Origin of the sequence: Frankia sp. CcI49, from assembly GCF_001983215.1 — a bacterium.
Lineage (GTDB): Bacteria > Actinomycetota > Actinomycetes > Frankiales > Frankiaceae > Parafrankia > Parafrankia irregularis.
The window spans coordinates 14,724-34,861 of sequence record NZ_MOWP01000031.1; the positions used below are offsets into that span (position 1 = coordinate 14,724).

Genomic DNA, 20,138 nt, shown 5'->3' on the forward strand with positions numbered 1-20,138 from the left:
CCTGCCGCCTGCTTCCCGCCTGACGGTTACGATCCGGCCCATGGTCGAGAACGAAGGTCGAGTGGCACTGGTGACCGGCGGTAACCGCGGGATCGGGGCGGCCTGCGCGGCGGCGCTCGCCGCGTCGGGCGACCGGGTCGCGGTGGCCAGCCGCGGTGGCGAGGCGCCGGCCGGGATGTTCGGCGTTCGGCTCGACGTCACGAGCGCGGACAGTGTCGACAAGGCCTTCGCCGAGATCGAGGCGGAGCTCGGGTCCGTCGAGATCCTCGTCTCGAACGCGGGCATGGTGCGTGACACGCTGCTGCCGATGATGTCCGAGGAGGCCTTCCAGGACGTCGTCGACACCAACCTGCTCGGCGCCTACCGGGTGGCCAAGCGCGCCTCCCGCTCCATGATCCGCAAGCGCTCCGGCCGGCTGATCTTCGTCTCGTCGGTGGTGGGGCTTTCGGGCGGTCCCGGGCAGTCGAACTACGCCGCTTCCAAGGCCGGTCTGGTCGGCTTCGCGCGGTCGCTGGCGCGCGAGCTCGGCGGACGTGGGATCACCTCCAACGTGATCGCTCCCGGCCCGATTCGCACCGACATGACCGATGCGCTGACGGACGCCCAGCGTGAGTACCTCGTTTCCGCCACCCCCGCCAAGCGGATGGGCGAGCCGGCGGAGGTCGCCGCGGCGGTGGTGTTCCTCGCCTCACCCGGCGCCGCCTACATCAACGGTGCGGTGCTCCCGGTCGACGGCGGCGCGGGCATGGGCCACTGACCCCTTCCGCACCTTCCACCACCCGGACCCTTCCGCGGCCCGGCGCCTTTCACCGCCCCGCGGCGTTCCACCGGTTGGCTGGCCACCATGGGCCGGCCAGGCCGGCCTGGCTGCCCAGGGCGGCCGAACGGCCGAGCATCCGGTCGACCCCGGCCCCGCGCGGTCGTCGACGGGCCGGTTGACGGGTCGTCGGCCGATGTCGATCACCGAATGGTGGCGGTCCCGCGCACCGGCGCAGATCTGTCCGGGCCAGCGGTCGACGCGGCGTGCAGGATAGGCCACGGTGGTAAGCGGCGAGGCGGCTGGAAAGCCGGCGCCACCGGCGGGGTAGGCCGGGCGACACGCGGATGCTCGGAGGTGGCGGCGATGGGTGTGATCAAGGTCGAACCGGCGGGCGGTCGTGGTTACCAGGTGGAGGTCGCGGAGGAGACGGCGCCCGGCGTGCACGGGCTCACCTTCTCCTATCGCGTGCGGGTGGACGACGAGGTGATCACGGCGCTGGAGCTCGACCCCGACGATGACGCGGCGCTGGTCGCGCTGGTGCGGGAATCCTTCGGCTACCTGCTCGCCCGCGAGCCGGCGACAGCGATCCTCCAGGCCTTCGACCTCTCGACGATCTCCCGGTACTTCCCGTCCTATCTGGAGGAGATCCGGGAGCGGGTACCACGCTGACCGAGGGCCGGTGACCATCACAGGAGTGGGAAGGAGGACAGGGTGACGAACGGCGCGGGTGCTGACCGCGCGGGTGCTGACCGCGGTGGGCCGGGTGGGCTGGATGTGGACGCGCTGCTCCTCGTCTCCTTCGGGGGCCCCGAAGGGCCCGATGACGTCATGCCCTTCCTGCGGAACGTGACGCGTGGCCGGGCCGTACCCGAGCTTCGTCTCGCCGAGGTCGCCGCGCACTACGATCACTTCGACGGGCGCAGCCCCATCAACGACCAGAACCGGGCGCTGCTCGCCGCGCTGCGCGAACGTCTCGCGCCGCTGCCCGTCTACTGGGGCAACCGCAACTGGGCGCCCTACCTGGCCGACGCGGTGGCTCGCATGCGCGCCGACGGCGTGCGCCGGGCGGCCTGCTTCGTCACGGCGGCGTTCGCGTCGTACTCGGGCTGCCGGCAGTACCGCGAGGACCTGGCCGAGGCGCTGCGGCAGGTGGGCCCGGGCGCACCCGACCTCGTGAAGCTGCGGCTGTTCTTCGACCACCCCGGCTTCGTCGAACCGATGGTCGATCACTGCGTCCGGGCGGTCGGGTCGCTGCCCGCCGAGGTCCGGGACGGCGCCCGGCTGGTCTTCACCGCCCATGCGCTCCCGCTCGAGCAGGCCGTGGTGAGCGGTCCCGACGGTGGCGCGTACGAACGGCAGCTGCGGGCGACCGCGGAGGTGATCGCCGCTCGGGTCGGCGCGCGGCTGGGCCGTTCGCATCCGTGGCAGCTCGCCTTCTGCAGCCGCAGCGGCCCACCAGGTGCGCCCTGGCTGGAGCCGGACATCAACGACGCCCTGGCGGTGCTCGCCGAGGACGGCGAGCAGGCCGCCGTGATCGTGCCGGTCGGCTTCGTCAGCGACCACATGGAGGTCGTCTACGATCTGGATGTCGAGGCGGTCCGCACCGCCGGGGAGCACGGCATCGCCGTGGCCCGCGCCGGCACCGTCGGGACGGACCCGCGCTTCGTCGACATGGTGGCCGACCTCCTCGCCGAGCGGCGGCATCCTGACTGGGATCGACCGGCGTTGAGCGAGGAGGGCCCCGCGCACGACGTCTGCCCGCTGCACTGCTGTGACCCGGCCGGGCCGCTCGCGTTCTGGGCGAGGACGGGGGTGAACGGCTCCCGGGCGGTGATGACGGGCGGCGCGGGCACCCGCGCGCACGGCCGGCCGGGTGTGAGGCGCCCGGCAGCCGCCGGAGTGCCGGCGGATCTGTGCGGGCGGGGGCACGGGCGTCCCGGTCTGTCAGGGCCCGGGCCCTGCGGGCAGCCGAACGACCCGGGGCCCGCGGATGGCCGACCCGGCGATGAAGCGACGATACTGGTGGAGGAGCGGGCAAGCGTCGCGCGGCCCGACTCACCTCCCGCAGGCGAATAAGACGGAGCGATCCGAGACATGCAGCGATTTGTGTTCGACCCGCCGGAACGGTTCGTGGTCGGAACCGTCGGGCAGCCCGGGGACCGTTCGTTCTTCCTCCAGGCCGCGGCCCGCGGCCAGCTCGTCACGGTGGGGCTCGAGAAGACCGAGGTGACCGCGCTCGCCGAAGGGCTGACCGCGCTGCTCGGCCAGGTGGGCCAGACGCAGGGGATCCCGCTGCCCACCGCAGCCGAGGTCGAGGTCGACCTCGCCCCGCTGGACGCACCGTTCGAGGAGGACTTCCACCTCGGCCAGCTGACCGTCTCGTGGGATGGTCACCGGGTCTTCGTCGAGGCGGCCGGTCTGGCGGCCGGGGAGGCCCGGGTCGCGGAGAGCGAGAGCGAGGTCGACTCGCTGCGTGTCGGCATGTCGATCGAGCAGACGAAGGCCTTCATCGAACGGGCCCGCAGCATCGTCGCCGCCGGGCGCCCGCCGTGCGTGCTGTGCGGGCGGCCCGACGATCCGTCCGGGCATTTCTGTCCCCGTCTGAACTGATCTGCCCCCATCTGAACTGGCCGCCGCTCAGCGGGCGGCGTTGGCGCTCAGCGGGTGGCGTAGGCGGGGTCGAAGGCGTCGTACGCGGCCTCGTAGGCCCGGCGGACGGCGGCGGACAGCCCGCGCAGCGCGTCGGAGCGGCGGCCGATCTCGCTCGCGGTGACGGCGGCGCCGTCGTCGAGCGCGGCGAGCTCCAACAGCTCCGCGAGCCGCTCGGCGCGGGCGAGCAGGGCGTGCGCGTTCGGCGGGTAGCCGGGGCCCAGCCCGGGCCCGGGCTCGGGCTCGCCGCGGTCCCGCAGCAGCGCGAGCACCTGGGGCCGTGCGCTGGCGATGTCCAGATCGACGAGTGCCGCCGTGGTCTGCCTGATCGCCACCGAGAGCTCGTGGTCGGCGGCCCGCAGGCCCGCCGGCGGCGGGGGGACGCGCGCGGCCCGCAGCACCCGCCAGTGGACGGATTCCATCACGCCCTCGACGGCCGGGCCGTGCACGACGACCGACGGGACGAGCGCCAGCGGCGGGTTCGGCCCGATCACCAGCAGTGCCTCCCCGGCGGTCAGCGCGTCCTGGTTGAGGTCGGACGGGCCAGGCAGGCTGCTGACATCGCCGGGCACGGGCAGGACCAGGCGCATCCGCTCGGCCCCGACGCGGCGCAGGGCACCGAGGCCGAGCACCAGCGGCTCGTCGCCGAGCGTGTGCGGTGCGCCGCTGCCCAGGGCCTCGTGCACCCGGGTGATCACGTCGTCGAGGCCGACGAGTCCAGCCAGCCAGGCATTGCCCCATCCAGCGAGGACACCTGAGCGAGGGGAGGCGGGCATGTCGGCAAGCACATGCCTACCGTAGGGAATTCACCGGCCCGACGCGGTGCCGAGCCGCCGGAAACCGTGGTTTCTTGCCGGTGGATCTCGCCGGATGACCCGCGTGCGACCCGCCAGCCAGGGAATCCCGATCGTGACGACCCAGTGGAGATGGTCCAAGGTCCCCGGCGGTGGGGGCTCATGGTGCGGATCCGGCAGGTCGGCGAGGATCATCCCGCTCTCCCGCAGTTTCTCGGCGAATGCGCGTGCGATGAGGCGATGTCCGTGCGGCCCCGGATGCACCCGGTCGACGTCGAAGGTCGACCGGCGGTGGATGGCGGGATGCTGGCCGAGATCGACCACGAGCACCCCGGGGTCCCGCGCCGCGGCCGCGTCGATCGCGGCGTTGAGGTGCCCGACGCGTTCGGTGAGCAACCGTGCGAAGGGGCCCGGAAGGGGGAGCAGCCCACCCGGGTCGGGCAGTTTCGCGGTCAGCACGACCACTCCGGCGGTGCGCAGCCGGCCGATGCTCCACACCAGGTCCTGGCGCAGCCGAAGCGGGTCGAACGTCGGCTTGAAGACGTCGTTCATGCCGGCGACCACGCACGCCAGCGCGGGCCGCAGGGCCAGCGCGACCGGGAGCTGGCGGACGCGGACCTCCCGGGCCGTGGCGCCCGTCCGGGCCAGGTTCTCGTAGTGCACATGCCCCGGTGGGGCCAGGGTGGCCGCGAGCAGTGCGGCGAAGCCCCGGCCGGCGAGGGCGGCCGGGCCCCGGTCGCGGCCCATGCTGACGCCGTCACCCAGACCGGCGGTGAGGCTGTCGCCCAGTGCCACGAAGCGCAGCAGCCCGTTCGTGTCGCCCGCCGCGCCGCCAGCGGGCGACCCGGCGGTGCTGCTCGCAGTGCTGCCAGCGGTGCCGCCGGACGGGCCGCCGGCGGGGCTGAGCCACCGCGCGTCGTGGGTGTGGACGGTGATGTCGGCGCCGGCGGCGCGCCCGGTCTCGGTCACGGTGTGAAGGACGTCAGGCGGCGAGCGGGTCGCGCGTCGGGGCCGGCTCGCTGGCCGGGGGAGTGGGCGCCTCGGCGTCGTGGCACCGCAGGAAGCCGGTGATGGTCGCCTCCCAGGGAAACTGCTCGGCCCGGCGGCGGGCGGCCTCACGGCGGTGGTCGGGGTCGACGGCGAGCAGCTCCATCGCGGCGTCGGCGAAGGTGAACCCCGTTCCGGCGGCGCTCAGACCGGCGACCTGGCCGTCGCCCGTCCCGGCGACCATCTCGGCCAGCGCGCTGGAATGGTTCACGACCGGAGTGGTGCCGCTCGCCATCGCCTCCAGCGCGGCCAGCCCGAAGGTCTCGATCGGGCCGGGCGCGAACGCCAGGTCGGCGGTCGCGAGCAGGCCGGCGAGGCGGGCCGGGTCCGCGACGAACCCGAGGAAGGTCACCGGCAGCCCGGTCGCCATCCGCTCCAGGCGCCCGCGACTGGATCCGTCGCCGGCGATGACGAGCCGGACCGGCACCCCGCGGCGCACCAGCTCGGCTACCGCGGACAGCGCGATGTCGACCCGCTTCTCCGGCGAGAGCCGGGTCGCCGCGACGATGAGGATCTCCCGGTCGCGGGCGAACGCGCGCCGCAGCGTGCGGTCGTGGTTGGCGGGGGTGAACCGCTCGAGCTCGACGCCCAGCGGCACCTGGGCCAGGTTCTCGGCGCCGATGCGGACGAACTCGGTGGCGGCCCAGCGGGTTGTGGCGACCACCGTGTCGAAGGCGGCGGCGAGCGCGCGGTTGGAGTGGTCGGCCGCGGAGCTGACGGGCAGCACCCCGCGCAGCGGCGCGGGCGTCCACAGGCTCAGCAGCCGGTCGAGCCGCTCGTGGCTGACCACGAGCGAACGGACGCCGGCCCGGCGGGCCCACCGGCCGAGCGGGCGCAGCGTCGCCCGGTCGTGGATCTCGATCCGGTCCGCGCCGACCTGTTCGGCCACCGCGGCCACCCGCCGCGGGTCGGCCAGGATCCGGTAGCCGGTCCGCGGCAGGAACGGCGCGCGCAGGGTGATGATCCGTGCGTGTGGCGTGCGCTCCTCGTTGTCCGCAACTCCCGGAATGATCTGCACCACCTCGTGGCCGGCGGCGGTGTATCCCGTCGCGAGGTGCCGCAGGGTCGTCCGGATCCCGCCGGAGGCGGGCGCGACGAAGCTCGCCGCCTGAACAATCCTCATCGTCGCCACCTGTCGCTCGTCGTGGTCGTGGGGAGCCGGGTGCCCAGGACGTCCCGGTAGTGCCCGAGCAGCTCCTCGCCGATCGCGTGCCAGGTGCAGCCCGCGACCGAGGCCCGCGCCGCCGTCGCGAGCCGGGTCCGCAGCTCGGCGTCCTCGACGAGGCGGAGCACCTCGCGGCGCATCGACACCGGGTCCCCGGGGGCGTAGTGCAGGCCGGTCCGCTCGTGGTCGATGACGTCGAGCAGGCCGCCGGCCGCCGGGCCGACCACCGCGACGCCGCTGGCCTTCGCCTCCTGCGCGGCCTGACAGAACGTCTCGTTGATCCCGGTATGGACGAAGACGTCCAGGCTGGCGATGGCGGCCGACAGCTCGGTGCCGGTGCGGAAGCCGAGGAAGGCCGCCTCCGGCAGCGCCCGGGCCAGCGCCGGCCGGCACGGGCCGTCGCCGACGACGACCAGCCGGGCGCCGGGCAGGCCGGCGGCCCCTACCAGCAGCTCGACCCGCTTCTCCCGAGCCAGCCGCCCCACATAGCCGACGAGGACCTCCCCGTTCGGCGCCAGCCTCGCCCGCAGCTCCTCGTCCCGGTGCTCGGGGTTGAAGCGCTCGAGGTCGACGCCACGGCTCCACCGGGCGACCCGCTGCACGCCCTCGGACAGCAGCGTGTCGACGGCATCCCACGACGGCGCCAGCGTGCGGCTGGCGAGCCGATGGACGGTCGCCAGCCAGCGCCAGATCGTCCGCTCGGCCAGCGCCAGCCCGTAGCGGGTCGCGAAGGCGGCGATGTCCGTCTGGTAGACGGCGATGCTCGGCACCCCGAGCCGCCGCGCGGCGTAGGCCGCCTGGGCCCCCAGACCCGCCGGAGCGGCCAGATGGACGACGTCCGGACGGAACTCGCGCAGCGCCGCCGGCAGTCCCGTCCACGGCGTCGCGAAGCGGAACTCGGGGTAGCCCGGCATCGGCGCGGACGGGCTCCACAGCACGGGCGCCCCGGCATAGCTGCGCGGCGCGGTGCGGCGAGCCGCCGGCGCCGGCGCCGGCGCGATGACGAGGGCCTCGTGACCGGTGTCGCGCAGATGCTCCAGCACCCGGCACACGGAGTTCGTCACACCGTCGATCTGAGGCAGGAACGACTCACTTACCACCGCGACTCGCACACGAGCACGGTGGCAGCGACCGGCGCCCACGTGAGGACTACAATCCGTCCGCCGCGTAAACTTTCGGACACTACTTGGTGCGACGGGAACTTATGGCCGGGTCCGGCGCCCGTGATCGGCGTCGGGTGTCCGATCTCGCGCCACGGATCGTTGTATCGCGCGGGCGAGAGTGGGCAGGATGTCCAAGGGGCACGACCCACTCTCGGCCTGCTGGCCCTGCCGGGCGGCTGGCCTGGTCCCGGTGGGGTGATCGGTCGACATGGGCAGGCGGCGGTTGACGTGAGGTGGCGACGAGGCGAGCCCGTGCTGATCACTTCGGCGGCTGAGGCCAGGCCGGAGGAGATCCGCCGGCGCGAGCAGCGCTACGTCCTCACGATGCTGGTCCGGGTGGTCTGCTTCGTGCTCGCCGTCGTCGCGTTCTCCGGCTGGCTGCGCATCGTCGCGGTGGCCCTCGCCGTGATCCTGCCCTGGATCGCGGTCGTGGTCGCCAACGGCGGGCCGGCACCGTCCGACCGTCGCCAGGCGGGCTTCGTCGCCAAGGACGCGACCACCGCCGAGCCGCTCTCCCTGGCCGCCGGCCACACCATCGTCGACGCCACGGTGGTCGACGGGGAGCAGTCGGGCGACCCGCCGCCGGCGGCGACCGGTCCCGACTCGGTGGATCATCACGATGATGATGTCCAGGTGGGCGTTGCGGACAGCGTGCCGGGTGGCCCCGCGGAGCCCGGCGGTGGCGATGACGTCGATCCGGGATCCGAGCGTCGCGGCGCGGGCGGCACCGCCGGCGCGGGGACGATTATCGATGCGGTCGTTGTCGCATCAACCTTCGCTGACAGCCCCCAGCCCGCCCGGGAGCCGGATGCCGGGCCCGCGGCCGGCGGCCCTGGGCACTGAGACGTGAGTGATCTACCGGGTAGGCCATTCACCTGTGACCTGGGCACTGGCCACCTGGGCGCTGGTCGGGTGTCGTAGCCGCTGGACGCGCAGGCCCGGCCGGGGGTGCCCCGGCCGGGGCACCCCCGGTCAGTTCGCGAAGCTGGCGGCCATGCCGGGTTGGTAGCCACCCGCCGGGGTACGCATGATCACGTTCATCCGGTTGGCCGCGTTGATCAGGCCGACGAGGCAGACGAGGGCCGCGATCTGGTCGTCGTCGTAGTGCTTGCGGACCTGCGCCCAGGTCTCGTCGGATACGCCGAGGTGGGCGTCGGCGAGCCGGGTTCCCTCCTCGGCGAGTGCCAGCGCGGCCCGCTCGGCCTCGGTGAACACGTCTGCCTCGCGCCAGGCCGCGACCAGGTGGAGCCGGGTGGAGGTCTCACCGGCAGCCGCGGCCTCCTTGGTGTGCATGTCGACGCAGAAGCCGCAGCCGTTGATCTGGCTGGCCCGCAGCGACACCAGCTCCTGGGTGGGCTTCGGCAGCGACGACTGGTGGATCACCAGGCTGGCGTTCGCGAACCGCTTGCCGAACCTGGTGGCGAGCTCGTTGCCGAACATGTCGAATCGGGCTTCCATGATGTCGTCCTCACTCGTGGTGTCGCGTGCTGCCGCACCGGACGAACACCAGATGCCGGCGACCCCGGTCTCCGTGACGACCTGGCCTTGTGATCTGGGCCACAGGTCGCTGTCGCCGTCGGATCGCGATCGGCGGATCAGCCGGCATCGGCCGCGGTCGCGACCGGCCCGGCCGGTCGTCCATCGGCGATGACCGGCCCCGGCGTCCACCCCGCGGTCCCGTCGTCGCCTGGCGGGGAAGCGGACGGCGGAAGGGCTGCCTGAGTGTCACAAACCGGTGGGGTCTGGCGTCTCATGGATGGTCCAGCCGCGCGTGAACAGGAGTTGCCCATGGCCGGTACTTCGTCGATGACGCCCGACGGTGGGAGCCCGAAGCAGGAGGACGGCTCGCCAGACCCCGCCACCGAGATGTTCGTCGCGCACCGCAACCTGCTGTTCACGGTCGCCTACGAGATGCTTGGCTCGGCCRCGGACGCGGAGGACGTCCTCCAGGAGAGCTGGCTGCGCTGGGCAGGCGTCGACCTCGCCACGGTGCGGGACCCGCGGGCGTACCTGGTGCAGATCACCACCCGTCAGGCACTGAACCGACTGCGCACGCTCGGCCGGCGCAGGGAGTCCTATGTCGGCCCCTGGCTGCCGGAGCCGTTGCTGACCGCGCCCGACGTGGCCGAGGACGTCGCGCTGGCCGACAGCGTCTCCATGGCGATGCTGCTGGTGCTGGAAACGCTTCGGCCGGCCGAGCGGGCCGTGTTCGTGCTGCGCGAGGTGTTCGACTTCGGGTACGACGAGATCGCGGCAGCCGTCGACAAGAGCCCGGCCACGGTCCGCCAGATCGCACACCGGGCGCGGGCGCATGTCTCCGCACGCCGTCCGGCCGCGGTCGTCTCCGCGGCCGAGACCCGGGGCGCGCTCGACGCGTTCCAACGGGCGGTCGAGACCGGCGACCTGCAGAACCTGCTGGACATCCTGGCCCCGGACATCGTCCTGCTGGGAGACGGCGGCGGGGTCAGGAAGGCCGTGTTGCGCCCTGTCGCCGGAGCGGGCAAGGTAGCCCGGCTGCTGGCCGCCGGGCTGGGCAGGTTCGGCGCTGTCCTGTCGCTGCAACAGGTACAGGTCAACGGCTACCCGGCGCTGGTCCTCCGGCTCGACGGTGAGATCGACAGCGTCGTGACGGTACGCATCGACGACGGCCTCATCACCGGGCTCTACGTCGTCCGCAATCCCGAGAAGCTGTCGCGCATCGAGCGGGAGACCGCCCTTCGCCGCTGAGCGTGGCCACCAGCGAGCGCGGCAGCTCCAGCCCCCTGCCCGCACTCGGCCTCGGCCGCGGATCCACTCCTCGACACCGCCGCCGGAGGTCGTCGGTGGGCGATCTGGCCGAATTTCCGCCGCTGCGTCGGACCGGTTCCCCTTCTGTGCCGTAAAGGGCCTGTCCACCTGCATCGATCCGCGGTCTGGCGGGTGCGGGCGGCGCTAGCCTGACCTGCGTGCTTCCGCTTGAGGGTGTGACCGTCGTCAGTCTGGAACATGCCGTGGCCCTGCCGTTCGCGACCCGGCACCTCGCCGAGCTGGGCGCGCGGGTGATCAAGGTCGAGCGTCCGGGGCGTGGTGACTTCGCGCGGGACTACGACCGGGCGGTGCGCGGTGGGATGTCGGCGCACTTCTCCTGGCTCAACCGCTCGAAGGAGTCGCTGACGCTGGACCTGAAGGTGCCGCGCGCCCGCGAGGTGCTGGATCTGCTGGTCGCCCGTGCCGACGTCGTCGCGCAGAACCTCGGGCCGGGTGCCGCCGCCCGCCTCGGGCTGGACGCGCAGACGCTCGTCGGCCGCCACCCGGCGCTGGTCGCCGTGAACGTGTCGGGCTACGGTCCGGCCGGGCCGTATCGAGCCCGCAAGGCCTACGACATGCTCGTGCAGGCCGAGTCCGGGCTGATCGCCGTCACGGGCAGCCCGCAGCAGCCGGCGAAGGCCGGCTTCGCCGCCGGGGACGTCGCCGCGGGCAGCTACGTCATCCAGGCCGTGCTGGCCGCGCTGCTGCGGCGGGCGCGCTCCGGTGCCGGCGCGGCGCTGGACGTCGCGATGCTCGACGCGCTGACGGAGTGGATGGGCTACCCGGTGCAGACCGTGGAGCACACCGGGCAGGAGATGGCCCGGTCGGGCATCAGCCACCAGTCGATCGCGCCCTACGACGCCTACCGCACGGCGGACGGTGACGACGTCCTGATCGGGGTGCAGAACGACGGGGAGTGGCGCCGGCTGGCCGAGGGCCCGCTCGCCCGCCCGGAGCTCGTCGACGACCCCGCGTTCGCGACGAACGTGGCCAGGGTGCGCAACCGGGAGGGGACCGACGCCGTGGTCGCCGCGGAGGTCGCGAAGCTGGGCACCGCCGACCTGGAGGCGGGCCTGGACGCCGCGGGCATCGCCTACGCGCGGGTCAACACCGTCGCGGGCGTGCTCGCGCATCCCCAGCTCGCGGCCCGTGAACGCTGGGTTGAGATCGGCTCGCCGGTGGGCCCGGTCCGGCAGTCCCGGCCGGTGGTCGAGTTCCCGGGGGAGAACGCCCGCCTGGACCCGGTTCCGGCGCTGGGGGAGCACACCGACACCATCCTGCGCGAGCTCGATCTCTCCACCGAGGAGATCGCCGGACTGCGCGCCGACGGCGCGATCTGACGTTTCGAAGGGGCTGACGGGGCTATGGGGGCGTCGCGGGAACACGAGCGCGCCGGGGGACGGGAACACGAGCGCGCCGAGGGAGACGAGCGCGTCCCGGGAGACGAGCGCGCGGTGGACGATCCGCGCTGCGTCAGCCTGCTGACGGACTACGGCCTGGTGGACGGCTTCGTCGCCGCCTGCCACGGTGTCCTGCTCCGGCTCGCGCCCGCGGTGCCGATCATCGACGTCACGCACCTGGTGCCACGAGGTGACATCCGGCGCGGCGCTACGGTGCTCGCCTCCACCGTCGCCCACCTGCCGCGCGGGGTTCATGTCGCCGTGGTCGACCCGGGCGTCGGTACCGCCCGCCGGGCGCTCGCGCTGCGCACGCCGGCCGGTTTCCTCGTGGGGCCCGACAACGGGTTGCTGGTGCCCGCGGCCGAGGTGCTGGGCGGCGTGCTGGAGGCGGTGGCGCTCACCGTGCCGGCGGACGTCCCCGCCACCTTTCACGGCCGGGATGTGTTCGCCCCCGCGGCGGCGGCCCTGGTGGCCGGTCGCCCGCTGCGGGCGCTCGGCCCGGTGGTCGATCCGGAGAGCCTGGTCACGCTGCCCAGGCTGGTGGCGAGGGTCGCGCCGGCAGGTCCGGATGGCGCCGCCCGCCTCGAGTCGGACGTCCTGTGTGTGGACGGCTTCGGGAACGTGGCGCTGGCCGCACCGGCGGACCTGCTGGCCGAGCTGGGCCTGCGGCCCGGCGACCGGAGCCGGCTGACCGCGTTGCGCGGGACCGGTCCGGCGAGCGGCGGCGCGAGCGCCGCGCCGGCGGCGCGCCCTGCGACGGACTCGGCGGCTGGCCCGCCGGTGGTCGCGGTGGAGGCGATCGCGGTGGAGGTGGCGGTGGGCGTGACCTTCGGCTCGGTGGAGCCCGGGGAGCTCGTGCTCTACGCCGATTCGGATGGCCACGCCGCGCTGGCCACCCGGGACGGGGACGCGGCGCGTGCGCTGGGGCTGGGGCCGGGCGACCGGGTGGTGATCACACCGGCCTGACCGGCCCGGACGTCAGCAGAACCCCGGGGTGGCGTCCCAGGCGATCGGCGCCGCCGGGACGTCGTCCCGCAGGACGGTGCCCTCGATACGGCCGTAGGGGCGGTCCGCCGCGAGGTAGACGCTGTCGGGGTTGTCCAGGCCGAACGGCGCCAGATCGACCAGGAAATGATGCTTGTTCGGCATCGACATACGGATCTCGGCAACCTCCGGGAAGGTCGCCAGCACCTTTTCGCCCATGTGGTAAAGGGTCTGTTGCAGGGCGAGGCTGTGCAGGCCCGCGAACGTCTCGACCAGCGTGCGCGGGATCTCCGCGGCCAGCCGCGCGAAATCAGCGCCGGTGATCCCACCGTCGGTGGCGGTGTAGCGCCACCGGGCCGTGACCTCGGTGGCGAGGATCCGGTCGGAGGTTTCCGCCAGTGTTGTGTAGCGATCCCGGGGAAATCCGTGGAACTCCGAGCCGGTCGTCTTGAGGACGACCAGCCCGGCGATTCCGGAGACGACGTGCACGTCGTCGGCGTCGATGGTGACCACCGTGGTTCGCCGGTTCTGCCCGGACCGGACGAAGGAGTGGTCGTGGGCCGGCCCGGCCACGTCGATCCGGTCCCATCCGAACTGCTCTATCTCGACCCGCGCGCCGGTGATCCAGCCGTACGCGGCGGTGAAATGCCGGCCCAGCCGGGTCCCGAACTGTTCGATCTCGCCGACACCCCCTTCGCGAGCGAAGGCGTAGACGACGTTTTTCTGGGTGTCCGTCGCGAGAACGTGGCTGTTGTCACCCCGGGTGTGGGCCGCGGTGAAGTCACCGCGCAGGGCGGTGGACACATTCAGGTCGCTGATCCGGTGGACCGGGGTGGATCGGTCCACGTGGACGAGGCGGACCTCGGCCTTGCCGTACTGGTTCGGTCCGAGAACGATGGGCATGAGCACCTTTCGGGTCGGCGGCGGCTGGCCCGCCCGAGGCAGCCGGCTGGTGGCCAGACGATCCCGGCTCCCGGTGCCGGCGTACCCGGCGGGGAAGCCCCATTCTGGGGTGCCCGGCCGCGCCGGCCTGTTGTGGTGGCGTTTCGCCGCTGTTTCCGGCGTGCGCGTCCGGAGGGCTGACCGGCCGGCACTCCGGTCCCCGGTCGGTGCCGCGACGGGATGGTTCCGGCCCGAAGTCGGCACATCACTTCCGGCGGCGGTGTTCGGCGCGCTCCGGCGCTTTCCGGCGCGACTCGTCGGTCGGAGTGCCCGAGGGTGTCCCGGCGTGCGGCCGGTGGAAATCCGGGCACGCGAATCCGTACGGCACCAAGGTGTGGCTGCGCTGCGTGCAATATCTGGCACGTCCGGTAGTGGTTAGTGTCTACTCGCGGACAAATCCGGTACTGGCCCCGGTGCGGCTTCTCGTCGGCGCGCAACTTTGTATATGAGTCGTGCGTCGGACGAAACGGCGCTGGGAGGGGTTTATGGCAGCGGACCGGGGAGCGTCACTCTCCGAGATCGGAATATTAGCGGCGGGTAGTTGTGTCACGGGTGGGGCCGGGTTTTCCCGTGATCGACGGGACGTGGTTCGCGGTCGTGGGTACGGTCCGCTCGTGGGTGGTCGAGCATGTGCACTTTCTGTTTCTGGCCGATCCCTTTCGGTGAGGCCGCTGCGGTTCGTCGCCGCGTCGCGGCGCCCGCTGGTCACCAGCCCTGGTGATCCGGTGCCGGGCGATCCGCGAGCCGACGGAAAGCCCTACACCTCGTCGTTGCTCCGGTCTTCGGAAGAAGGCATCGCATGTCCCGCTCGATGATGAGCCCGGCTCGAGTTCTCCGTGGCGGGCTGCTGCCCGCCTCCCGTTCCGTCCGCCAGCGTGGCGGCGGGGTCGTCGCCCTCCTGCTCGCCGTGGCGCTGCTGGCGTCGTGCTCGTCCGGTGGCGGTGGTGGCGACGAGGCGGCGCCGCAGACCTCGCCCCCGCCGGCGACACCGACGCTGACCGTCACCCCGGCGGACGGCGCGGCCGGCATCGCGCTGACCGAGTCGGTCGTGGTGACGAGCAACGCGCCGCTCGCGTCGGTCACGGTCGCGCGCGGCGCGAGCGCCACCGAGAAGACCGAGGCGGGCACGCTCGAGGGAACCTTCTCCGCGGACCACCGGACGTGGACCTCGGCGAGCGGGCTGTTCTCGGACAGCCGCTACGACATCCAGGCCACCACCGCCCAGGCGGCGGGCCTGACCGGCACGAAGAGCATCACGTCGAGCTTCACCACCGGCATCCCGGACAAGGCGTTCAAGGTGTCCTGGGAGCCCGTGGCCGGCCAGACCGTCGGGGTGGGCACTCCGATCAGCCTCACCTTCAGCGCGCCGGTGACGGACCGTGCCGCGGTGCAGCGTCGCCTCGCGGTCAGCACCGACCCGCCGGTGCTCGGCGCCTGGCGCTGGATGTCGAACCGCCTGGTGATGTGGCGGCCCCAGGAGTACTGGGCACCCGGGACCAAGGTGCACGTGGCGGCGAACCTGGCCGGCTACGACTCCGGCACCGGCTGGATCGGCGTCAAGGACCGCACGATGGACTTCACCATCGGCGCCGCCCAGGTCAGCGAGGTCGACGCGTCGACCCACAGAATGCAGGTCTACCAGAACGGGCAGCTGGTCCGGACCATGCTGATCAGCGGCGGCAAGCCGGGCTCACTGACCATGGAAGGCCCGCACAACGTGCTCGGCAAGTCCCCCATGGTGATCATGGACTCGGCGACGGTGGGCATTCCGGTGGGCGACCCCGACTACTACCGCGAGGAGGTGCAGTGGGCCGTCCACTACACCAGCGGTGGGCAGTACGTGCACTCCGCGCCGTGGTCGGTGCCCTCACAGGGGCGGGCGAACGTCTCGCACGGGTGCGTGAACGCGTCGCCCGCTGATGCGGAGTGGTTCTACAACTTCAGTCAGTTTGGCGACATCATCAATATCAAGAACACCGGGCGGCCGGCGGACACGTCGCAGCTCGGGAACGAGTGGTCCGTCCCGTGGGCGACCTGGAAGGCCGGCAGCGCCCTGCCCGTCGGCGAGTCGTCGGACAGCTCCACGCTGGCCGGGGGCTCCTCCGGTGCTGGTACCTCGGCCGGCGGCACCTGACGTGCCTGGCCGCTTCGGCGGTGCGGGTGAGGCTCCGGGGCCGGGTTCCCCGGATCGCGGGGCCATGAAGGGTGGGTAACACCCGGTCGGTGACGGGCGGGTGGTCACGGAGACGTCTCTCGGTGGCCACCCGCCCTTGCGCTCGAGAACGGCTGCCCATGATTGGCTTGTCGGCGCAAGCTGGACGAAGAGAGTCGGACACGGCGAGCCGCGGGACGGACCGGGAGTCGAGGCGTGGTGGATCAGACGAACCGGGACAGTCAGAACAACCTGGGTGACGAGGCCCTCCGGTCGGCGCAGAGCGGCCAGGCCGGGCCGGGTGGGTCGAGTGCCCCCGGCGGGCAGGGCGGGCCCAGCGGCGGGCGATGGTGGCGGCGGCTGCGAAACCCGGCCACCGGCCTGCCGAAGCTCTGGGTCGAGGCCGTCCTGCTGGTGTCGCTCTACTACGTCTACACGGCGACCAGAGGCGCGGCCGACGCGTCCGCCGCGGATGCGAACCGACTCGGCTGGGACATCCTGCACCTGCAGGAACGGCTGCACATCAACATCGARCTGAGCCTCAACAGCTGGCTGCAGAGCGTGCCGGTGCTGGCGGTCATCTGCTGCTACTACTACGCGACCCTGCACTTCGTGGTCACACCCTCGCTGCTGGTCTGGATGTACCGGCGCAACCCGGGGCGGTATGTCCGCGCCCGGTGGACCCTGGTCTTCACCACGCTGATCGCGCTGTGCGGCTTCTTCCTGTTTCCCACCACCCCGCCGCGCCTGCTGCCCGGGACGTCCTACGTCGACACGATGTCCCATTTCGAGGGCTGGGGCTGGTGGAGCGGAAGCGCCAGTGCGGCTCCGGACGGCCTGGAAGGGCTGGCCAACCAGTACGCCGCGATGCCCTCGCTGCACTGTGCGTGGGCCCTCTGGTCGGGCTTCCTGCTCGCCCGGTTCGCCCGCCGGCCGGTCGTGCGGGTGCTCGGCTGCCTGTATCCGGCGGCGACGGTCTTCATCGTGATGGCGACGTCGAACCACTACATCCTGGACGCGGTGGCCGGCTGGGCCGTGCTCGGTGTGAGCACGCTGCTCGCTTTCGCGATCACGGTCCGCCACCGCAGCCGGCGGGCCGCGGACGTCCCGCCGGCCACCCCCGCGGACGCCGAGGCGGGGGTGGCGACGGCGGAGGTGGCCGTGCGGGAGGAAGCCGCGGCAGGGACGGCATCGGCTGGCACGGCGTCGGCGGGGACGGTTGGCACGGTGTCGGCGGGGACGGCGTCGGCGGCGGGTACGGCGGCGGTGGGCACGACGGCGGCGGCTGCGCGCGCCCGCGTCAGCGAGGCCTGAAGGGGCTGGACGTGGCGGTTCCTGGGCTGGCGTGAGCCTTCCCCCGGTGTGTTCCCGATGTCGGGCATATGGGAAAGTTTCCGTACGCTGCGGTTTCTCGCAGTGCCCCCATCGCGTATCCCCCCTTGAGTAGGGAGCACGGAGTACCCATGTCCTCGCTGTCGGTGGCGCTCTTTCGGCGCCCCCGTCCGGTCGCGTTCGTCGTCTCACTGCTGGTCGCCTGGGTGCTGCTGGGGCTGCTGGCGCTCTGGCTGCGGCGTGGCCCGATCGAGGACGACCTGGGCACCCGGGCGGCGGACGCGGTCCGCGCGGCTGGTGTCAGCCGGGCGCGGGTCAGCGTCGAAGGTCGTGACATCGTCCTGCACGGCCGTTTCGAGAGCCCGCAGGAGGCCCGGGAAGCCCAGCGGGTGGCAGCCGTGTCCGGCAGTGCCTCCGTGCGGCTGTCCGGGGACGCGGTCGTCGCCACCGAGCCGTCCCGGCCGATCGTCATCGGGGTGAGCGGTACCGGCGGCACACCGGCCGACCTGGCCTTCAGCGCCACCGTTCCGGACAGTGCGACGCGGGCGCAGCTGCTCGGCGCGGCGGCGGATGTCTCCGGCGGTGCCGTCTCGGCGACCGTCACCGTTGATCCCAGGGTGGCGACACCGGCGCTGGAGTCGTTCGGCGACGTGGCCAGGGCGCTGGGAAAGCAGTCGGGTGTCCGGTCCGTGACGATCGACGGTTCGTCGCTGGTGCTCCAGGGCACGGTCGCGGATCGGGCTGCGGGCACCGCGATCGGGGCGGAGGTGCTGGCGGCCGTCCGGCACCAGGTTCCGGACGCCTCGCTCGACAACCGGCTGACGGTCGGCGCCGAGGTGGCCCTCGACCCGGCCACGGGTGCGGTCAGCCCCGTCGCGACCGATTCCACGAGCGACGATTCGGCGGCCCCCGGTTCGTCGGTCACTGCTCCGTCGGCTCCTGCCCCGTCGGCTACTGGTTTCACCGGTGCTGTTCCCGAGGCCGGGCGTACCCAGGGCGCGCTGCAGGCCGCGCTGGAGGGAACCAGCCTGACTTTCGCGGTGGGGGAGTCAACCCTCGACGCGTCCGTGCGCGCGGGTCTGGACAAGGTCGCCCAGGCCCTGCTGCCGGGAGACCTCACCGTGCTGGTCGGCGGGCATACGGACAGCACCGGCCCGCTGGCCTTCAACCAGGCGCTGTCGATGGACCGGGCCAGGGCCGCCCGTGAATACCTGGTGCAGCGGGGAGTGCCGGCCGAGCGGGTGCGGGTGGCCGGCTTCGGACCGGAGCGCCCGGTCGCTGACAACGCGACCGTGGCAGGTCGCGCCGCCAACCGCCGGGTGGATGTGACAGCGGTCACTGGCTGAGAAGTCGGCCGCAGGCACCTTCGGCCCGGGTGGTACTTCCGGCGCGCTGTCGAGTGGTGGCGCGGCCTTCGGGTCCGAACGGCAAACGCGGTTTCCTGCGGCGGGTGGGTTTGAGCCGGCGGCCTCGCCTTCCCGGGCGGCCTGGGGGCCTGTGGGACCCCGCTGCGGGCGCCCGGGAGCCGATGACCCGTGTGGCATCACCTGCAACTGCTGGCATCCGCCGCGATCCGCCGGCGCTCGCGGGGACTCGCGGTGACGGCTGTGCCTGCTGCGCGCGCGGTGCTTGCGGAAGGGCGATGTCGCTCGTCGTGCGGTGACTCGGATGCGACCAGGAGTGGGTTTCATCGCCGGAGGCGCCGGGGGTTGTCACCCTGCGCATCAGGGGTTTGCGGTCGGTGTGTGGCGTAGGTAAGGCTGCCTTGCGTCTGCCGCCCACTCCGTGGCACTCTAGCGATTAGGGAAGCCTTAGCTAAGCCTGAGCCTCGGCGCGAAGGGATCCCGGAACGGTAACGACAACCTCTCGGCGCTTCGGCGTCGACATCTCCGGGCGTGGTGAGGTGCGGTGCTCGTCTGTTCATGCTTTGCTGTCTCCGATCGGACGCTACGTAGCGTGATCGCATCGGGTGCCTGTGACGCAGAGGAGATCGGTGCGAGGTGTGACGCCGGCACAGGGTGCGGCGGATGCCTCGAGGAGATCGACGAGATGCTCGATGCGGCGGTGCCGCTTCGTCGCCGTCCGGTCGCCAGATCAGCCTAGGGACCCACCGGGGCCTCCGGGGGTGATCTCGGTGGGTCGGAGCGGAAACCCGCTGCCGTCTGCGGGATCCGCTTTTTTTCGCGCGGTATTCCGGCACGCCGGTCAAGGGCTTCGTGCTGCCTTCGCTTGCCCGTCGAATCGCCTGTGGAGGTTTCCGGGTGATATTGGTGGAGGTAGTCGGCGATGCGTGGCGACGAACAGATCGTCGAGCGGCTGAACACGGTTCTGACAAATGAACTGACCGCGGTCAACCAGTATTTCCTGCATTCCAGGATGCAGCGGAACTGGGGTTACAAGCACATCTCCGAGCACTACTACCATGAGTCGATCGACGAGATGAAGCACGCCGATCGACTCATCCATCGAGTTCTCTACCTGGGCGGTCTTCCGAACCTGCAGCGCCTGAACACGCTTCGCATCGGGGAGACGGTTCCCGAGCAGCTGGAGCTCGACCGCCAGCATGAATCCGAGGCCGTCGACGTTCTCCGCGAGGCGATCGCCCTGTTCCGGTCAAAGGGCGACATCGGCTCCGCCGTCCTGCTGGAGGACATCCTGACCTCCGAGGAGGAGCACATCGACTGGCTGGACGCCCAGCTCGAGCTCATCTCCCAGCTCGGTGCCACCGAGTACCTCTCGCAGCAGATCCACGAACACGACGACTAGGGAGAGCCCGGGGTACGGCTCGCGGGGCGCGAATGGCCCGCGGAAGGGTCGTACCCCGACCGGGGGATTCGGCGGCTCGTTCCGCCGGCGGTGCACTTGGCCCGCCGCGCCGGTCATGCGCGACAATGTCGGGGACCATCACCTGGGTGCCCGGTGAACGTGGGTGCTCCGTTGGCCCACGCGCACCGAGGGACGCC

At 72.4% G+C, this 20,138-nt stretch carries 19 protein-coding genes; 13 read left to right on the top strand and 6 right to left on the bottom strand.

Annotated features, from left to right (window positions below; all coding sequences use genetic code 11):
* The first annotated feature begins 40 nt into the window (after positions 1–40).
* The 4 genes from fabG to CcI49_RS27320 all read left to right on the top strand — a co-directional run bounded on the left by fabG (position 41) and on the right by CcI49_RS27320 (position 3,370).
* Positions 41–757: a 3-oxoacyl-ACP reductase FabG gene (gene fabG / locus CcI49_RS27305; RefSeq protein WP_076830722.1), complete on the top strand. Its 717-nt coding sequence runs from the start codon at positions 41–43 to the stop codon at positions 755–757.
* Between the two features lie 366 nt (positions 758–1,123).
* On the top strand, positions 1,124–1,429 hold the full coding sequence (locus CcI49_RS27310) for a hypothetical protein (RefSeq protein ID WP_054567048.1): 306 nt from the start codon (positions 1,124–1,126) through the stop codon (positions 1,427–1,429).
* Between the two features lie 42 nt (positions 1,430–1,471).
* Positions 1,472–2,836, top strand: coding sequence for a ferrochelatase (locus CcI49_RS27315; protein WP_054567049.1), 1,365 nt, complete (start codon positions 1,472–1,474; stop codon positions 2,834–2,836).
* A gap of 18 nt (positions 2,837–2,854) precedes the next feature.
* A complete protein-coding gene (locus CcI49_RS27320) occupies positions 2,855–3,370 on the top strand; it encodes a DUF3090 family protein (protein ID WP_054567050.1) in 516 nt (171 codons plus the stop codon).
* Positions 3,371–3,417: 47 nt separating this feature from the next.
* Here the strand turns inward: CcI49_RS27320 and CcI49_RS27325 are convergent, their stop codons facing one another.
* The 4 genes from CcI49_RS27325 to CcI49_RS27340 are packed head-to-tail and all read right to left on the bottom strand — an operon-like array spanning position 3,418 to position 7,527.
* Positions 3,418–4,185 carry a hypothetical protein gene (locus CcI49_RS27325; protein WP_054567290.1) on the bottom strand — a complete coding sequence of 256 codons (768 nt, stop codon included), beginning with the start codon at positions 4,183–4,185 and terminating at the stop codon, positions 3,418–3,420.
* A 30-nt stretch (positions 4,186–4,215) separates the two neighbouring features.
* The gene (locus CcI49_RS27330; protein WP_054567051.1) at positions 4,216–5,172 is read right to left on the bottom strand and encodes an SGNH/GDSL hydrolase family protein; all 957 of its coding nucleotides are present in this window, start codon (positions 5,170–5,172) and stop codon (positions 4,216–4,218) included.
* A 13-nt stretch (positions 5,173–5,185) separates the two neighbouring features.
* Positions 5,186–6,373 carry a glycosyltransferase gene (locus CcI49_RS27335; protein ID WP_054567052.1) on the bottom strand — a complete coding sequence of 396 codons (1,188 nt, stop codon included), beginning with the start codon at positions 6,371–6,373 and terminating at the stop codon, positions 5,186–5,188.
* On the bottom strand, positions 6,370–7,527 hold the full coding sequence (locus tag CcI49_RS27340; RefSeq protein ID WP_198955642.1) for a glycosyltransferase family 1 protein: 1,158 nt from the start codon (positions 7,525–7,527) through the stop codon (positions 6,370–6,372). Before CcI49_RS27340 ends, CcI49_RS27335 begins: the two co-directional genes overlap by 4 nt.
* Before the next feature lie 303 nt (positions 7,528–7,830).
* Here CcI49_RS27340 and CcI49_RS27345 point away from each other — a divergent pair, with 303 nt between their 5' ends.
* Positions 7,831–8,421 (top strand): DUF3099 domain-containing protein, encoded by a 591-nt coding sequence (locus CcI49_RS27345; RefSeq protein WP_054567053.1) that lies wholly within the window; start codon positions 7,831–7,833, stop codon positions 8,419–8,421.
* Positions 8,422–8,550: 129 nt separating this feature from the next.
* Here CcI49_RS27345 and CcI49_RS27350 read toward each other — a convergent pair whose 3' ends face one another.
* Positions 8,551–9,036 carry a carboxymuconolactone decarboxylase family protein gene (locus CcI49_RS27350; protein WP_054567292.1) on the bottom strand — a complete coding sequence of 162 codons (486 nt, stop codon included), beginning with the start codon at positions 9,034–9,036 and terminating at the stop codon, positions 8,551–8,553.
* A 330-nt stretch (positions 9,037–9,366) separates the two neighbouring features.
* Between CcI49_RS27350 and CcI49_RS27355 the strand changes: the two genes are divergently transcribed.
* The 3 genes from CcI49_RS27355 (at position 9,367) to CcI49_RS27365 (ending at position 12,731) form a co-directional block, all read left to right on the top strand.
* Positions 9,367–10,305, top strand: coding sequence for an RNA polymerase sigma-70 factor (locus tag CcI49_RS27355; protein WP_076830726.1), 939 nt, complete (start codon positions 9,367–9,369; stop codon positions 10,303–10,305).
* A gap of 218 nt (positions 10,306–10,523) precedes the next feature.
* Positions 10,524–11,705, top strand: a complete 1,182-nt coding sequence (locus CcI49_RS27360; RefSeq protein ID WP_054567055.1) for a CaiB/BaiF CoA-transferase family protein — start codon at positions 10,524–10,526, stop codon at positions 11,703–11,705.
* A gap of 24 nt (positions 11,706–11,729) precedes the next feature.
* The gene (locus tag CcI49_RS27365; protein ID WP_083749744.1) at positions 11,730–12,731 is read left to right on the top strand and encodes an SAM-dependent chlorinase/fluorinase; all 1,002 of its coding nucleotides are present in this window, start codon (positions 11,730–11,732) and stop codon (positions 12,729–12,731) included.
* A 12-nt stretch (positions 12,732–12,743) separates the two neighbouring features.
* Here the strand turns inward: CcI49_RS27365 and pucL are convergent, their stop codons facing one another.
* Positions 12,744–13,652: a factor-independent urate hydroxylase gene (gene pucL / locus CcI49_RS27370; RefSeq protein WP_076831134.1), complete on the bottom strand. Its 909-nt coding sequence runs from the start codon at positions 13,650–13,652 to the stop codon at positions 12,744–12,746.
* Positions 13,653–14,490: 838 nt separating this feature from the next.
* Here pucL and CcI49_RS27375 point away from each other — a divergent pair.
* The 5 genes from CcI49_RS27375 (at position 14,491) to bfr (ending at position 19,941) form a co-directional block, all read left to right on the top strand.
* On the top strand, positions 14,491–15,825 hold the full coding sequence (locus tag CcI49_RS27375; protein WP_076830729.1) for an Ig-like domain-containing protein: 1,335 nt from the start codon (positions 14,491–14,493) through the stop codon (positions 15,823–15,825).
* A 234-nt stretch (positions 15,826–16,059) separates the two neighbouring features.
* A complete protein-coding gene (locus CcI49_RS27380) occupies positions 16,060–17,157 on the top strand; it encodes a phosphatase PAP2 family protein (protein WP_076830733.1) in 1,098 nt (365 codons plus the stop codon).
* A 149-nt stretch (positions 17,158–17,306) separates the two neighbouring features.
* Positions 17,307–18,521 carry an OmpA family protein gene (locus CcI49_RS27385; RefSeq protein WP_076830736.1) on the top strand — a complete coding sequence of 405 codons (1,215 nt, stop codon included), beginning with the start codon at positions 17,307–17,309 and terminating at the stop codon, positions 18,519–18,521.
* Between the two features lie 562 nt (positions 18,522–19,083).
* Complete coding sequence (locus tag CcI49_RS27390; protein ID WP_076830741.1) at positions 19,084–19,278, top strand: (2Fe-2S)-binding protein; 195 nt, start codon at positions 19,084–19,086, stop codon at positions 19,276–19,278.
* Positions 19,279–19,461: 183 nt separating this feature from the next.
* Positions 19,462–19,941: a bacterioferritin gene (bfr, locus tag CcI49_RS27395; protein ID WP_054567060.1), complete on the top strand. Its 480-nt coding sequence runs from the start codon at positions 19,462–19,464 to the stop codon at positions 19,939–19,941.
* The last annotated feature ends 197 nt before the right edge of the window (positions 19,942–20,138 follow it).

Excerpts from the sequence above, each read along its gene's own strand:
- fabG (WP_076830722.1), top strand. The coding sequence starts at position 41 with ATGGTCGAGAACGAAGGTCGAGTGGCACTGGTGACCGGCGGTAACCGC.
- CcI49_RS27310 (WP_054567048.1), top strand. The coding sequence starts at position 1,124 with ATGGGTGTGATCAAGGTCGAACCGGCGGGCGGTCGTGGTTACCAGGTG.
- CcI49_RS27320 (WP_054567050.1), top strand. The coding sequence starts at position 2,855 with ATGCAGCGATTTGTGTTCGACCCGCCGGAACGGTTCGTGGTCGGAACC.
- CcI49_RS27325 (WP_054567290.1), bottom strand. The coding sequence starts at position 4,185 with ATGCCCGCCTCCCCTCGCTCAGGTGTCCTCGCTGGATGGGGCAATGCC.
- CcI49_RS27335 (WP_054567052.1), bottom strand. The coding sequence starts at position 6,373 with ATGAGGATTGTTCAGGCGGCGAGCTTCGTCGCGCCCGCCTCCGGCGGG.
- CcI49_RS27350 (WP_054567292.1), bottom strand. The coding sequence starts at position 9,036 with ATGGAAGCCCGATTCGACATGTTCGGCAACGAGCTCGCCACCAGGTTC.
- CcI49_RS27365 (WP_083749744.1), top strand. The coding sequence starts at position 11,730 with ATGGGGGCGTCGCGGGAACACGAGCGCGCCGGGGGACGGGAACACGAG.
- pucL (WP_076831134.1), bottom strand. The coding sequence starts at position 13,652 with ATGCCCATCGTTCTCGGACCGAACCAGTACGGCAAGGCCGAGGTCCGC.
- CcI49_RS27375 (WP_076830729.1), top strand. The coding sequence starts at position 14,491 with ATGTCCCGCTCGATGATGAGCCCGGCTCGAGTTCTCCGTGGCGGGCTG.
- CcI49_RS27385 (WP_076830736.1), top strand. The coding sequence starts at position 17,307 with ATGTCCTCGCTGTCGGTGGCGCTCTTTCGGCGCCCCCGTCCGGTCGCG.
- bfr (WP_054567060.1), top strand. The coding sequence starts at position 19,462 with ATGCGTGGCGACGAACAGATCGTCGAGCGGCTGAACACGGTTCTGACA.